This window comes from Mucilaginibacter sp. P4_C11 (assembly GCF_056402115.1).
Genome location: NZ_JBFUIA010000023.1, coordinates 91,647 through 107,293 on the forward strand (window position 1 = coordinate 91,647; position 15,647 = coordinate 107,293).

Here is a 15,647-nt window from a genome sequence, read left to right on the forward strand (position 1 = left end):
TGGAAAGTCAATTACCTTAATGTTATTGTCCGCCGTGGTTATCAACCGAGGGAAATGCGCTACTTTTTCCTTGCCATCATAAATCCGTTATCTACAGTCTTGAAACCAACCCTTGGGTAGTATTCCATAGCATCGGGCACGGATAGCAGGAGTATCATCACCTCGTCGCCCAGGTGTTGTTGGGTTAATTCGATCAGTTTTTTACCGATGCCCGATTTTTTGAGTGTGGTTGTAACTGCCAGGTCGGCAAGGTAGCAACTCCATGCACCATCGGTAATGCAGCGGGCAACGCCGGCAAGTTCATTGTTATGCCAGGCAGTAACAATAAGGTTTGACCCCTTGTAAATACGCTTTATCCTATCCAGATCGTCGACAGGGCGGGGGAGGCCACAGTTCTTGTAAAGTTCAATTACCTGTTCGGCGGTAGGGGTTATATCAAATTTATAGGTGATTTCCATAAGTATTTCAATTTTGTATCTGCGGGAGCAAGTTAGGCCGAAATAAGCTGGCTTTAATAGTCCGGGTTGTAAACCATTGGTAGGCCAATTTAGCTATACGGGCCGCAGTGGAGTACTTGCGACTTGATACAATTATTTTCCCCCCTGGCGGACCAAAATTTTGACACTTATACCAGCGACTTGATCCAATTATTGCTCCCCCTGGCGGTTCAAAATCTTGATACTTGATACTTGCTACTTGATACTATCCTTGATACTATCCTTGATACTATCTTTTACCTTTCGCCTTTCCACCTTTTTTCCTAATTTTGCGCATCCTTTCAAATAAAACAATATTACCTTGGAGCACCAGGAATTAACCACCGTTGAAACCGCCAAAGATTTAGGCTTACTACCCGAAGAATTTGAACGTATTAAAGAGATATTAGGGCGCGTGCCCAACTTTACCGAGCTATCCATCTTCGCGGTAATGTGGAGCGAACACTGCTCATATAAAAACTCCATCACCTGGCTAAAAACTTTACCAAAGGACAGCGACCGTATGCTGGCCAAAGCAGGTGAAGAAAATGCAGGCCTTGTTGACCTTGGCGATGGCATTGGCTGCGCCTTTAAAATAGAATCACATAACCACCCATCGGCCCTTGAACCATATCAGGGCGCTGCAACCGGCGTGGGCGGCATTAACCGCGATATATTCACCATGGGTGCAAGGCCCATTGCCCAGCTAAATTCCCTGCGCTTCGGCGACCTTAAGCTGGAGAAAACCCAGTGGCTGGTTAAGGGTGTGGTAAAAGGCATCAGCCACTATGGCAACGCCTTTGGTATCCCAACCGTGGGCGGCGAATTGTTTTTTGACGATTGCTACAACGTAAACCCATTGGTGAACGCTATGTCGGCAGGTATTGTTAAGGCGGGCGAAACCGTTTCGGCAACATCATACGGCGTGGGTAACCCGGTTTACATCGTTGGTTCGGCTACAGGTAAAGATGGTATCCATGGCGCGGCTTTCGCGTCTAAAGATATCAGCAAAGATTCGGTGAACGATTTACCTGCCGTACAGGTAGGCGACCCGTTCCAGGAAAAACTGTTGTTAGAGGCTACTTTAGAAGTTATAAAAACCGGTGCCGTAGTAGGTATGCAGGATATGGGCGCTGCCGGTATCATTTGTTCCAACTCGGAAATGAGCGCCAAAGGCGAGCACGGGATGCGTATCGACCTGGATTTGGTGCCAACCCGCCAGGCCAACATGAAACCTTACGAGATCTTGTTATCTGAATCGCAGGAACGTATGCTCATCGTGGTACACAAAGGCCGCGAAAAAGAGGTAGAAGCCGTTTTTGATAAATGGGACCTGAATTGCGCCGTAATTGGCGAGGTTACCGATACCCAACGTTTAGAATATTTTATGCACGGCGAAAAAGTAGCTGATGTACCTGCTGACGACCTTGTGTTAGGCGGCGGCGCCCCGGTATACGAACGCGAATACCGCGAGCCTGCTTATTACGCCATTAACCAGAAATTTAATATAGATGATGTTGCCGAACCTGCCAACCTGGTAGAAGTTGCCGAACATTTATCTGCACACCCTAACTTAGCATCAAAACGTTGGGTAACTGATCAGTACGATAGCATGGTAGGTGTGCAAACCATGACAGCCAACCTGGCCTGCGATGCAGCCGTTGTAGCCGTTAAGGATACCAACAAAGCCATTGTATTAACAACAGATTGTAACTCGCGCTACGTATATGCCGATCCGTACAAGGGTACTGCCATAGCCGTTGCCGAAGCCGCACGTAACATTACCTGTGCAGGCGGCGAGCCTGTTGCTATTACCAACTGCTTAAACTTTGGTAATCCTTACAACCCCGAAGTTTACTGGCAGTTTGTAAGTGCCATTAAAGGTATGGGCGATGCCTGCCGCAAGTTTGAAACCCCGGTTACCGGTGGTAACGTAAGTTTCTACAACCAGTCGGCCGATGGTGGTTCGGTATTCCCGACGCCTACTATTGGTATGCTGGGCGTAATGGAAGATACCGAAAACATCATGACCGCCGATTTTAAACAACCCGGCGACCTGATTTACCTGATAGGCGAATCTGTTAACGATATCGCATCATCACAATACCTGGCCTCATGGCATAAAATTACCGCTTGCCCTGCGCCGTATTTTGATATCGAAAAGGAATATGCAACCCAGCAAACCATTAAAGAACTCATCAAACACCGCGTGCTGGAAAGCTGCCATGATGTGGCCGATGGTGGTTTGTATACCTGCTTGCTGGAATCTGCCATGCCAAATGGCCTGGGCTTTGATATTGAAACAGATGCGGCTATCCGTAAGGACGCCTTCCTTTTCGGCGAGGCGCAAGGCCGCATAGTGGTAACTGTAGCACCCGAAGAGCAGGAACGCTTTGTAGAGTTTATGGCCACCAGCGAAACTGAGTTTAGCCTGCTGGGTACCGTAAACAACGGTTTCCTGAATGTAGATGAAGAACTGTTTGGCCACGTTACCGACGTAAAAATGGTGCACAGCAACGTATTGCACTCCATTTTAGGCGAATAAATAATGCTGAAACTTAACCAGGTACACCACATTGCCATCATTTGCAGCGACTACGAAAAGTCGAAGCATTTTTACAGCGAGATACTTGGTTTAAAAATAGTGCGCGAGGTTTACCGCGAGGCACGCCAATCATACAAGCTTGATCTGGAAGTGGGCAACCGCTACCAGATCGAGCTTTTTTCGTTTCCCAACCCGGCCCCACGTCCGTCGCACCCCGAAGCTGCCGGCCTGCGCCATTTGGCTTTCGAGGTAGATGCCCTTGAAGAAGCTGTATTTCACCTCAAAGAACAAGGGGTGGAAGTAGAGCCTATTCGTGTGGATGAATTCACCGGTAAACGGTTTACATTCTTTAATGATCCGGATGGGTTACCGCTGGAGCTGTATGAGGTTTAGTAGTAAGTAGTAAGTATCAAGATTTTTTTAAAATTCCCCTCTCGAGAGGGGGCGGGCCGGATTGCGCGGCAGCAGGGGTGTGTTTCTACGCCATGCTACGGGAGTAGTAAGATTTGACTTTCGGACAAAAGACTTTCGGACTTAAGACCAACGCAGCTGTCTTACTACTTGATACTTACTACTGATATGGGCGTTGCCTGCGGCCAGGCTCTATGCTCATACTGCACAAGCCTTAGCCACATTGGCCGGTATCCGCGCCGATCCTTAACGCAAAGAGTTTGTCTGAACCGGAATTAAACGAATTTTTAGAATTTCCCGAATTGGCTTTTAAATTCTGTTAATTCCATAATTCTATAAATTCAGGTTCAGAAATTATAATTTGCGTAAATTTTCCGCATATTGATAACTTTGCATCATGCCCACCAACCAGGATATTAAAGTAGCAGTAGATGCCGTTGTGTTTGGATATACTTCGAAAGAAGGATTATCGGTATTGCTCATCAAACGCAACATCAACCCGTTCAAAAACTCATGGGCGCTACCCGGCGGACTGGTTGGCAATGATGAATCGTTAGAAGCCGCTGTGCAACGCGAACTGAAGGAAGAAACCGGTGTAAATATCAGTTACCTCGAACAGTTATACAGCTTTGGCCAGCCCGGTCGCGATCCGCGTAACAGGGTGATCTCCATTACCTACTACGGTCTGGTAAAGCCGGATGCATTCGAAATTGAAGCCGCCACCGATGCCGCCGAAGTAGCCTGGTTTAACATCAAAAAGATCCCGCAGCTGGCATTTGACCATCAGGCTATTATCAGCGCGGCACATGATCGTCTTAAAAATAAAATTCTTTACCAGCCTGTAGGCTTTGAGCTGCTGGAAGAACGCTTCCCCTTCTCCGAGCTGGAAAAACTATACATGGCCGTTTTGGATAGGAGTATAGATCGCCGGAATTTTAAAAAGAAGGTTAGTAAATTTGGTTTTCTCGAAGAAACCGATGAAAAACAAGCACTTGCAGGCGCCGGCCGGCCGGGCAATCTGTTCCGCTTTAACCAGGACAAATATTTCCAGCTTCAAAAAGAAGGTATCAATTTCGAGATTTAATTTCTTGTTGAAACGTATCAAAGGCGTGTGCCGAAGGCAAACGAACCATTTTGTAGAGACGCATCACATGCGTCTCCCGCAGGACAGGTGACGAATTATATGGCCGATTTGCACGGTTGAATTGCATGTGGCAGACGCATGTGATGCGTCTCTACGGGAAAAAAATAAAAAAATAATTTGCGTATTTAAAACGCATATTTATATTTGCGTATAATTAACGCAAATAAGATGAAAATAGCCGTAATTATTGCCCGCTTCCAAACGCCCTACCTGCACGAGGGGCATAAAAACCTGATCGATACCGTGAGTACGGATCATGCCAAACTGATCATCCTGTTAGGGGTAAGCCCGATAATGGGCAGCCGGAAAAATCCGTATGATTACCACACCCGCGAAAAAATGATTAAAAGGGAATATCCGGATGTAATTGTTTTGCCGGTGAGCGATCATCCGAGCGATAGGGTATGGTCTGATAACCTGGATAATTTGCTTAAAAGTGTTTTTCCCAATGGTAATTTCACACTGTTTGGCAGCAGGGACAGCTTTATCCCGTACTACCAGGGCCATTTTGAAACCGTAGAACTGCCTGCCCACGGCGACTACAATGCTACCGAACTGCGTAAGCAATATGCCGACAAGGTTTTTGATTCAAACGATTTTCGCGCCGGTATCCTGTATGCCTACTACAACCAATACACCAAGGTATACCCAACGGTTGATGTGGCCATGTTCAGGAATAATAAAACTGAAATGCTGTTAGGTAAAAAGGGTAATAGCCCCAAATGGCGTTTTATAGGCGGCTTTGCCGATCCGGAGGATGAAAGTTACGAAGCCGCCGCCAAACGCGAACTAAGCGAAGAGTGCGGAAACGTGAAGGTAAGCGATATGACCTACGAAACCAGCCACCGCGTAAACGACTGGCGTTACCGTAACGAAGCCGATAAAATTATTACCTTGTTGTTTAGCTGTGATCACATAGCGGGCGAGCCTGTAGCTAACGACGATATTGTAGATGTGGCCTGGTTTAAATTAACCGACCTTACCCGAATGATAAGCAACGACATGATAAATGATGAGCATGCCAAAATGTTAAAGCTCATGATCAATAAATACCTTGATAAGTAATGATTGCTGATGGCTTTATTTTTATTCCCCTCTCGAGAGGGGGCGGGCAGGATTAGCGCGGTGGCAGGGGTGTGTTTATACGCCATGCCCTATACACTTTCTCAAAAAGCCCCAGTCAGTTTAGTCTCAATTACATATATTCACCTTAACAAATAACACCATGAAACGCGAAAACTTAGTACTGCTGGCCGATGCCTACAAGTACGCCCACCATAAATTATACTACCCCGGTACCACCCAAATTTACAGCTACCTGGAAAGCAGGGGAGGGATGTTTGATGAAATCATCTTTTTTGGCCTGCAATATTTTTTGAAAGAATACCTGCAAGGCCCGGCATTTACACAACAGGATTTGGACGAGGCCGACGGCTTTTTACAACAGGTTTTTGGCCGCGATGATGTGTTTGACAAAAGCAAGTTTCAATACATACTGGACAAATACAACGGCAAGCTACCCGTAAGGATAAAAGCCGTAGCCGAAGGCACCGCCGTACCAACCGGCAACGCCTTAATGACCATTGAAAATACCGACCCGGAATGCTACTGGCTTACCAATTTTTTAGAAACCCTGCTGATGCAGGTTTGGTACCCCTGCACCGTGGCAACCCTGAGTAACCAGATAAAAAAGGTAGTGACCCAATATTACGAGGAAACTGCCACACCCGGGGCAGAGGCTGGTATAGACTTTGTGCTGAACGATTTTGGTTTCCGCGGTGTAAGCAGTGTGGAGAGTGCTAAAATTGGCGGGGCGGCTCACTTGCTTAATTTTAGCGGCAGCGATAACCTTGCAGGTTCTGTAATGGCCATTAATTATTATAATGCCCAAAAGGTGTACGGCATGAGCATCCCGGCTACGGAGCATAGTATTTGTACTTTGCTGGGCAGGGAAGGAGAGCTGGAAGTTTTCAGGCATGTGCTCAGAACTTTCCCCACCGGTATTATTGCCTGCGTATCTGATAGCTACAATATTTTTAAGGCCTGTAGCGAATATTGGGGAACGGAGCTACGCGACGAAATCCTGAACCGCGACGGCACCCTCGTGATCCGCCCCGATAGCGGCGACCCGGTAATGACTTTGTTGGAGATTTTTAATATCCTGTTTGATAAATTTGGTTTTATCACCAATGCCAAAGGTTACAAAGTACTGCCGCCACAAGTGAGGGTAATACAGGGCGATGGCGTAAATTATACCGAGATAGGTAATATTTACAAGGCCTTGAAAGATAACGGCATCAGTGCCGAAAACCTGGTATTGGGCATGGGCGGCGCTTTACTGCAAAAGGTTGACCGCGATACCCAAAAGTTTGCCCTGAAATGCAGCAGCGCCATTGTAAACGGGCAGGAGGTTAACGTAAAGAAAAGTCCGACTGAAATGGACGCTGATGGCAACATCACCCCAAGCTTTAAAAAGAGCAAAGGCGGCCGGTTAAAGCTGGTTAAAATTGAGGGAAAGTTCAAAACTGTTAACCAGGACGATGAACCCGGAGCAGAAGACCTGCTGCAAACTGTTTTTGATAACGGGGAATTGATAAATACTATTAGTTTTGAGCAGGTAAAGGCAAATGTAAATGCCAATTGAAATCAGCATGAAAAAGTTACTGTTCGCTATAAAAGATTATGAATACCTGGCCCAAAAGGTAATGGCCTGCGGAACGTTTGAAAAAGGGCAAATAGAGGTAAGCACCTTTACCGACGGCGAGCGCTACCAGCGCATCCTGTCGCAAATTGAAAACCGCGACATCATCCTGATTGGCGGCACAGTTACAGACGAGGCCACGCTGGAACTTTATGACCTGGCATCGTCATTAGTAAGCTATGGCGCTAATTCCTTAACGCTGGTGATCCCTTACTTCGGCTACTCAACAATGGAACGTGCAGTGCTGAGCGGCGAAATTGTAACCGCCAAAACCCGTGCGAGGCTCATATCGGCCATCCCTAAATCAAACCGGGGCAACAAAGTGGTTTTGTTCGATCTGCACTCCGAAGGCATCCAATACTATTTTGAGCATGACCTGTACCCGGTGCATGTTTATTGCAAAGATCTGGTGATAAAAGCGGCCCTCAAATACGGCGGCGATAGTTTTGTAATGGCCAGCACCGATGCAGGCAGGGCCAAATGGGTAGAATCACTGGCTAACGACATGGGCGTAAACGCCGCTTTCATCCTGAAGCGCCGGCTAAAAGGCGATCATACCGAAGTAAGCGCTATCAATGCAGATGTAGCCGGCAAAACCGTTATAATTTATGACGACATGATCCGCTCCGGCGGCAGCATCATCAACGCTGCCCAAACCTATAAAAATGCTGGTGCCGGCGATATATATGTGATAACCACCCACGGGCTGTTCATCAACAACGGCATCGACCGGCTAAAAAGCAGCGGACTGATTAAAAAATTGATCAGCTCAGATTCGCACATGAATATGCAGGCCATCGGCGATGATGATTTTGTGGAGGTAAACAGTTTGGCGGAGCTGATTTGTTCGGTGATATAGTATTTACAATTCAACTCTATATGTCATTCTAAGGAACGAAGCAATCTCAAGGATGCATGGTGAATATGCACGGTTCGCGGTTGCTTCGTTCCTCACAATGACATGATAAATATTAATTCGCCATATGGTCGGCTACCACTTTAGCTGCTTTTTTCGAGATTTTAGTTTTTTGTTCTGCCACATCGGCGGCAGCCTTTTTAAAGCTCTTTTTGATGCTGCGCTCCAGTTTTTTGCGGTTATCTACTCCGTCATCCGTCAAAAATAAATAAGCTACAGCACCGGCAGCAAGCGCGCCAACGGCTATTGAAGCTATCAAAAATGTATGGTCTTGTTTTTTTACAAATGGATTTTTCATAGTTGTAATTTTTATTTTACAACAACGCCAGGTGGTTTTGGTTCTAATTCATTTTAATTGATGTTAAAGGGCAATAAATAAATATTGAAAATATATTACAGGATATCATTAATCCRTAGCCCGTATTATCAGTCAAATATTAGCCTATATTTGATACGCCTGTTACCACAATGAAAAAACCAACCTTATTTGCCTGTTTAATTCTTTTTATTTTTAATGCTTCGGCTCAACGCATAATTAATAACCCTTCCTTTTTTGCCAACAACGCCCAGGGACTAAGTATCAGTAGGGTAACCATTAGTGATACGGCGACACTGGTTAGTTTTAAAACCGATTATCAGTCGGACACCTGGTTTAGGATGCCATCGGGTCTTTATCTGGTTAGCGGCAATCAAAAATTGAAGATCAGAGCTGTCGATAGTCTTCAGTTAGGTAAAAGTACCCTGATAAAAGGGGGCAAAATTGCATTTACCTGTAATTTTCCACCTGTAAATATCCATACAAAAAAGATAGATATTGCCGAACCAGATTGCCGGCAGCAGTGTTTCAATATTTGGGATATTGAACTGCCGGGAATATCAATCCCGGGAGATATTGCAGGCGATTGGTTTAAAACAGACGGTAGCAAACAATGGGAGTTGGGTGTTTACAACAGCAAGCTTGCGTACAACAGCAGGTTATGGAATTATACATCTGTAAACCGGCAGGGTAAAACTATGTTGATTGGCTTAAAAGATGGCGACCAAAAGCTCAGTTTAACGCTGAAAACAGGTGACAATGGCCGGCTATATATTATTGGGAAAAAATCGGCTGTAGCGTTATTTAACAACGCGACTGCCGGCAAAACCAAAGTAGCCGATAACAAAAACGTTTTTACCCTGGCAAACGTTTACAAAACCGGCATGACCGAATACGCAGGTTATATAAAAGGCTACTCGCCCCGGATGGGATTTAACACCGGGCAGGTATTTGTTAATAACGCGGTTACAGGGGGACAGGAAAATTACCTTGTAAAAATAGCGGACGATGGAAGCTTTAAAGTAAGTTTCCCTGTGAATTATACAAAGCAATGTTACGTGCATTTTCCTTTTTCATACGCCGCTATATGCTTTGAAGCCGGTAAAACTGTATTCCAAAAGTTTGATGTATCGGGCAGTGCGGTAACTGCCAGTTTTATGGGGGATAATGCCATCCTGAATAACGACTTATATCGCACACAGTTTATTTTATTGGGTATTGACTGGCTTAAAGTTAGAAAAGATGTGCTGGATCTTACTCCCGCACAATACAAAGCCTATTACATCAATCTGCGCCAGGAGCGGCTGGGGGGGTTAAATAATTACCGGTTACAAAATGGAATGACTACGCAGGCATATAACCTGGCGCGGCTGGGTATTACCTATGCCTTAACCCAGTTTTTATTTCAATATAACGCCGAAAAATGGGAAGCTTACCGGCAAGCAAATAACATCGACCCGCAAAACAAACGCAGCCAATTGCCGCCGGTAAAGCTCGAAAAAGCCTATTATTCTTTTTTTAAGGATGTTAATTTTAACGATCCGCTGGCGATAGTTTCGGTCGATTATGCATTTTTTTGCAACAATTTGAAGAATAATGAAGAAGTATCAGCAGCCCAACGTCAATACATTTTGGATTATGTAGCGCGGTCTAAAAAAACTAAAATATCGGAGCCCGACGCCGCATTCCTGGATATAATGCTGGCAGATGCAAAACAAGACCGCATCATACAGCTAAAAGGCGATGAGCAAAAAATGATCCGTACAAATGTGTTAAAGGGAATGATAGACGCCGACATGAGTTTTGATCTTCAACTGATGGACGCGCAGGATACCACAAGTAAAATAGAAGCCAGTTTTGTGCCGCTTTCGCCGCTACAGCTTGCAGCTATGCGTACGCACTTTACAAACCCGTATGTTTTTTCATTACTGAAGGGTTATAATACAAGTATTGCCAACAAAATTGAGGCAAATAAAAAACAAACAGGTTATGCAAAGCATGAAATACCTCAATTACCTGCCGATAGCATTTTTTCGTCCATCATCAACAAATACAAAGGCAAAACCATTTATGTTGATTTTTGGGCAACCTGGTGCGGTCCGTGTTTGCAGGCAATTAAAGAAATTGCTCCCTTAAAAGCCGAATTGAAGGATGATAAGAACATCGTTTTTGTTTACATCACCAATCAAACATCGCCGGTAGGCACTTACAACGGCATGATACCAAATATAAAAGGAGAGCATTACCGGGTGAGCACTGATGAATGGAATCAATTAACCAGCCAGTTCCAGATCAACGGTATTCCGCACTATATATTGGTGAAAAATGGCGTGATTAACAATCTTAAATACCAGCCTTTTGATTATAATATACTAAAGAGCCGGTTGCTTGATACCTCCGGTAATTAACAATTTTGCCTTACTTTCGCATTCATGTTCCACTTCAAACAATTCAGTGTTGACCAAGGCGGTTGTGCCATGAAAATAAACACCGATGGTGTTTTGTTGGGCGCATTGACAATGGCTGACGCCCCAAAATCTGTATTGGATATCGGTACCGGAACAGGGGTAATTGCATTGATGCTGGCCCAGCGTTTTGGTGATGCTCAAATTGACGCAGTGGAGATTGATGAAAGTGCGGCGAAGACTGCGGGCAGGAATTTTAAAAGCTCGCCATTCGCGGATAGGCTCATGGTTTATCCTTTAGGGTTTAAAGAATTTTTTGAGGGACATCCCGGTAGCAAATATGACCTGATTGTTTCCAATCCCCCATTTTACATTAATTCCCTGTTATCGCCGGGCGCTAAAAAGAACCAGGCTAAACATGCGGGGGAAGGGTTTTTTGAGGAGTTGATCCAATCTGTTTCCATCCACCTTACCGCAAATGGGGTTTGCTGGCTGGTGTTACCTCCGGATACAGGCATATTGGTAAAACAGCTAGCCTTACACAACGGACTGCATTTGCAAAGTAAAATCAGTATTCAATCCTTTAAGGAAGATGAAGCGCACCGGGAGATTTTAGCGTTCGGCCTACAGCCCACGGAACTCGAGGAAGATTGGCTGGTGATATATGACGCACCAAAAGTGTACAGCGCGGCTTACCAGGCTTTACTGAGAGATTTTCTGACGATATTTTAATTTTACAGATGAATAAGTTGTTAATCTTTGTCTTACTCTTTTTAGCCGGAATTGACTATTGTCCCGCTGCTTATATAAGCCCAACGGGAACTTATAAATTGATCAGCAAATCAAAAAAAGTAGATGAAGATACCTATGGCCGTTGGGGGGATATCCACATTAAGGCATTGTCAAAAAATAAAATCGTGATAGTGTTGGGTGTTAACATGGGGGCACCCGGTTATAACTCCGGTACACTTATAGATACCTTAGCTTACTTAGATAATAAAGCCGTTTTTAAGGGGAATGAATGGGACCGCAGTTGCCGTATAACATTCAGGTTCAAATCCAATGGAATAAGCGTTACCCAGCACACGGACATAAATTGGGGTTGTGCTTTCGGCCAGGGTGTATATATTGATGGATTTTATAAAAAGATAAATGGTAAGGTGCCGGTTTTGCGGCATCCGTTAACCGGTAAAATTATAAAGTAGGTATTGAGTTTTGCAGGCGGCTTCCGCGAGTTTAGCGCAGCGTACCTCGTGGTTAACCATTATGTAAACTCCCAGTTTACATAATTCAGCTGAAAGCTGAAACCATGATACACCTATGGTTGAAAGCCCGCGTGAGCGAACGAGTTTTTTTGTCTTAACTCTTGATTCTTGACTCTTGCCTCTTTAAAACTATCTTTACCCCATGACCCGCATTGGCCTGATATCCGATACCCACAGCTACCTCGATGAAGCTGTTTTTAAACATTTTGAAATCTGCGACGAGATCTGGCACGCCGGCGATTTTGGTACCATCGAATTGGCTGATCAACTGGCAGCCTTTAAGCCGCTCAAAGGTGTTTATGGTAATATCGATGGGAAAGATGTACGGATTGTTTACCCCGAAAACCTACGCTTTAACTGCGAGGGGGTAGATGTATGGATGACGCATATCGGCGGATATCCGGAGCGGTACAGCCAGCATCTCAAGACTGAGATTTATAGTAACCCACCCAAACTGTTCATCACCGGCCATTCGCACATTTTAAAAGTGATACCCGATAAAAAGCTGCACCTGCTGCATCTAAACCCCGGCGCGGCCGGCAAACAAGGCTGGCACAAAGTACGTACCCTCATGCGCTTTAATATCGACGGCGACAAGATCCAGGATTTGCAGGTGATAGAACTGGCGGGAAGGTAAATTCAGTATCAAGTAGCAAGTATCAAGTAGTGAGACTGAAACAGACGTGAAAATTATTAAATCGATCCTGCCTTTGCATTCTCAACCTCAAAAACAGAGTCGATAAGCAGCGGCGCGCGCTTCCCGGCGGCTACGGCCAGCTGGTCGCAACGTTCATTTTCGGGGTGGCCATTGTGCCCGCGTACCCATGTGAATTTTACCTGGTGTAGTTTGCTTACATTTAAATAGCGCATCCAAAGGTCCTTGTTTTTTTTGCCCGCAAAGCCTTTGGCAACCCAGCCGTTAACCCAGCGTTTTTCGATAGAATCGATCACATATTTAGAGTCGGAAAAGACCATAACTTGCTGGTTAGGAGTTTTTAATGCTTCAAGGCCCTTAATAACAGCCATCAGTTCCATACGGTTATTTGTTGTTTTTCGAAAACCTTCGGATAGCTCCTTATAATGCTGCCCCGAGCGTAAAATCACACCATACCCGCCTGGCCCGGGGTTACCGCTTGATGCACCGTCTGTAAATATCTCGATCATTGTGCAAATATAGTAATTGCCTACAAAGCCCATAAGCCCCCTAACCCCCTGAAGGGGGAACAATGGCGGAATGCCTGGGTATAAGTTAATCAAGAAACTCCCCCTTCAGGGGGCTGGGGGGCTTAGCTTAACTTCTTCACCTTCAACCTCAACGAATTACCAATTACAACTACATCAGAAAAAGCCATGGCAAAGGCACCCACCATCGGGTTTAAAAAGCCGAAGGCAGCTACGGGGATAGCTATAATATTGTAGGCAAACGCCCAAAATAAGTTTTGCTTAATGGTAAGCAGCGTATGTTTACTAATCTGCAAAAACTTAATAACCGAATGTAAATCGGTATTTAACAATACCACGCTGGCCGATTGGATGGCCACCTGGCTTGCATCGTTCATGGATACGCCTACATCTGCCTTGGTAAGGGCAGGGGCATCGTTAATGCCATCGCCAATCATAATGGTTTTGCCTTTTTGCTTGTAAATGTCAATTACCTTAAGCTTTTCGTCGGGCAGCTTTTCGGAGTGAACTTCGGTAATACCTATCTGGCTGGCAACTTTAAGGCAACGGTTTTGTTTATCGCCGCTTAAAAGTACAGGGATAATGTTCATCTTTTTAAGTTTCGATATCAATAAAGCGGTTTCGGGCTTAATTTCATCGTCTATAGCAATCTGGGCCAGGAGGCTTTGATTTTTATATAATGAAAGGTTAAAGTGATCTTCCGTATTTTGTTTGGCTGTACCCAAAAAGTAGTGGTTGCCATCCACATCTTCGGCACGCATTCCCAGTCCTTTTTCTTCCTGAACAGATTTTAAGATCACTTTTTGTTGAGGCATTTTTTTTACCCCCTGCACTAATGATTTGGCAATGGGGTGGTTTGACCGTTCTTCGATAGCTGTTATTATTCCCCGAATTAATTCCAGGTTGGCACCCGCTTCTGCCTTAATCTCATTGATGCTGAATTTTCCTGTTGTCAGGGTACCTGTTTTATCAAAAACTACGTATTTAGTATTTGCAACAGCTTCAATGGTATCGCCTCCCTTAATCAGGATGCCATTTTTAGCAGCACGGCCTAACCCTACCATAACTGCGGTAGGCGTAGCCAATCCCATAGCGCAAGGGCACGATATCACCAAAACAGCAATGGCGTTCATCAATGATTTTTGCATGCCCACACCGGCAGCAAAATAGGTAAACACAAAGGTGACAAGTGCTATTAATATAACTACAGGCACAAATATGGATGCTACCTTATCTCCTAATTTTTGCACCGGTGGTTTAGCGGCCTGTGCCTTTTTCATCAAATCGATAATTTGCGACAGGATGGTATTGGAGCCAACTTTGGTGGCCAGCATTTGGAAGTTACCATTTACTACTATGGTGCCGCCAATTACTTTATCGTATTTGTCTTTCTCAACGGGAATGCTTTCGCCGGTAAGCATTGCTTCGTCAACGGAGGCATTGCCCGAGAGGATCTCGCCATCAACGGGTACTTTATCCCCTTGATTTACCACCAGGGTATCGCCTGGGCGAACCTCTTTAGCGCTGATTACCTCAATACTTCCGTTAACTATCCTGTTTGCATTTACCTGCTGAAATTTAATCAAATCCTTTACTGCCGATGTAGTTTGTGTAACCGAACGTTTCTCAAAAACATTACCCAGTAACACCAATGTTATAATGGTAGCGCAGGTTTCATAAAACTGGTATTGCGCTCCCAAACCCTGTATTGTACCAACAAGACTATATATAAATGCCGATGTAGAACCGATAAATATTAGTACATCCATATTAGGCACGCCGCCTTTTACCGAGCTCCAGGCACTTTTGCCAAAATGTATACAGCCGACTATAAAAACCGGGAGGCATAAAAGTAACTGCACAATGGGTTGATGTAAAAAATGCCATGGCAACAGCATATGGAGTAAAAGCGGCGCAGTAAAAACGGCGCAGAAGATAAATTTGTTCTCCACCAGCTCATAAAATACCGGCGAATGGAGGTTTATATCGTCAATTACTTTAAATCCTAAATTTTCTATCCCTTTTATTACTTCGGGCAGTTTGGACTCGTCGTCGGTCGAGAATTTTACTTCTTCACCTGCAAAATCAACCAGTATATTATGTAACCCTTTTTTTTCGAGGAGTTTATGGATAGACATGGCGCAATTATTACAATGCATCCCAGTCACGTTCAGTTCAATTAATTGCTCGGCCATAGATACAAATTTAGCCATTAATAATAATCGTTCTAAATAAATGAGGTAAGACGAATGTAATTTTAAAAAAGAGTTTGCAAATAGGCCGAAG

The 15,647-nt window shown here is 44.7% G+C and carries 14 protein-coding genes; 10 read left to right on the forward strand and 4 right to left on the reverse strand.

Translation table 11 applies throughout. From position 1 onward, the window contains the following. Positions 1–59: 59 nt before the first annotated feature. Positions 60–458, reverse strand: a complete 399-nt coding sequence (locus tag AC1DU2_RS20575; RefSeq protein ID WP_477386474.1) for a GNAT family N-acetyltransferase — start codon at positions 456–458, stop codon at positions 60–62. A 340-nt stretch (positions 459–798) separates the two neighbouring features. Between AC1DU2_RS20575 and purL the strand changes: the two genes are divergently transcribed. From purL to AC1DU2_RS20605, 6 genes are all read left to right on the forward strand, one after another. Further along, positions 799–3,021 carry a phosphoribosylformylglycinamidine synthase subunit PurL gene (gene purL, locus AC1DU2_RS20580; protein ID WP_477386476.1) on the forward strand — a complete coding sequence of 741 codons (2,223 nt, stop codon included), beginning with the start codon at positions 799–801 and terminating at the stop codon, positions 3,019–3,021. A 3-nt stretch (positions 3,022–3,024) separates the two neighbouring features. After that, a complete protein-coding gene (gene gloA2 / locus AC1DU2_RS20585) occupies positions 3,025–3,414 on the forward strand; it encodes an SMU1112c/YaeR family gloxylase I-like metalloprotein (protein WP_477386478.1) in 390 nt (129 codons plus the stop codon). Between the two features lie 415 nt (positions 3,415–3,829). Then, positions 3,830–4,516, forward strand: a complete 687-nt coding sequence (locus tag AC1DU2_RS20590; RefSeq protein WP_477386479.1) for an NUDIX hydrolase — start codon at positions 3,830–3,832, stop codon at positions 4,514–4,516. Positions 4,517–4,744: 228 nt separating this feature from the next. Further along, entirely contained in the window at positions 4,745–5,641 is an 897-nt protein-coding gene (locus tag AC1DU2_RS20595; RefSeq protein ID WP_477386481.1) for an NUDIX domain-containing protein, read from the forward strand. Between the two features lie 160 nt (positions 5,642–5,801). Continuing rightward, complete coding sequence (locus tag AC1DU2_RS20600; protein WP_477386483.1) at positions 5,802–7,220, forward strand: nicotinate phosphoribosyltransferase; 1,419 nt, start codon at positions 5,802–5,804, stop codon at positions 7,218–7,220. 7 nt (positions 7,221–7,227) lie between these two features. Then, positions 7,228–8,136, forward strand: coding sequence for a ribose-phosphate diphosphokinase (locus tag AC1DU2_RS20605; RefSeq protein WP_477366913.1), 909 nt, complete (start codon positions 7,228–7,230; stop codon positions 8,134–8,136). A gap of 112 nt (positions 8,137–8,248) precedes the next feature. Here the strand turns inward: AC1DU2_RS20605 and AC1DU2_RS20610 are convergent, their stop codons facing one another. After that, a complete protein-coding gene (locus tag AC1DU2_RS20610; RefSeq protein WP_477386485.1) occupies positions 8,249–8,491 on the reverse strand; it encodes a hypothetical protein in 243 nt (80 codons plus the stop codon). A 170-nt stretch (positions 8,492–8,661) separates the two neighbouring features. On the opposite strand from AC1DU2_RS20610, the gene AC1DU2_RS20615 reads away from it, so the two are divergent. The 4 genes from AC1DU2_RS20615 (at position 8,662) to AC1DU2_RS20630 (ending at position 12,816) form a co-directional block, all read left to right on the forward strand. Next, the gene (locus tag AC1DU2_RS20615) at positions 8,662–10,917 is read left to right on the forward strand and encodes a TlpA family protein disulfide reductase (protein ID WP_477386487.1); all 2,256 of its coding nucleotides are present in this window, start codon (positions 8,662–8,664) and stop codon (positions 10,915–10,917) included. Between the two features lie 69 nt (positions 10,918–10,986). Beyond that, entirely contained in the window at positions 10,987–11,646 is a 660-nt protein-coding gene (locus AC1DU2_RS20620) for a tRNA1(Val) (adenine(37)-N6)-methyltransferase (protein WP_477386489.1), read from the forward strand. 98 nt (positions 11,647–11,744) lie between these two features. Continuing rightward, positions 11,745–12,119 carry a hypothetical protein gene (locus AC1DU2_RS20625; RefSeq protein ID WP_477386491.1) on the forward strand — a complete coding sequence of 125 codons (375 nt, stop codon included), beginning with the start codon at positions 11,745–11,747 and terminating at the stop codon, positions 12,117–12,119. 202 nt (positions 12,120–12,321) lie between these two features. Next, positions 12,322–12,816: a metallophosphoesterase family protein gene (locus AC1DU2_RS20630; protein ID WP_477386493.1), complete on the forward strand. Its 495-nt coding sequence runs from the start codon at positions 12,322–12,324 to the stop codon at positions 12,814–12,816. A gap of 56 nt (positions 12,817–12,872) precedes the next feature. On the opposite strand, the gene rnhA is transcribed toward AC1DU2_RS20630, so the two are convergent. Both rnhA and AC1DU2_RS20640 read right to left on the reverse strand, forming a co-directional pair. Further along, positions 12,873–13,343: a ribonuclease HI gene (gene rnhA, locus AC1DU2_RS20635; protein WP_477386495.1), complete on the reverse strand. Its 471-nt coding sequence runs from the start codon at positions 13,341–13,343 to the stop codon at positions 12,873–12,875. A 122-nt stretch (positions 13,344–13,465) separates the two neighbouring features. Continuing rightward, complete coding sequence (locus AC1DU2_RS20640) at positions 13,466–15,574, reverse strand: heavy metal translocating P-type ATPase (RefSeq protein ID WP_477386496.1); 2,109 nt, start codon at positions 15,572–15,574, stop codon at positions 13,466–13,468. Positions 15,575–15,647 lie beyond the last annotated feature (73 nt).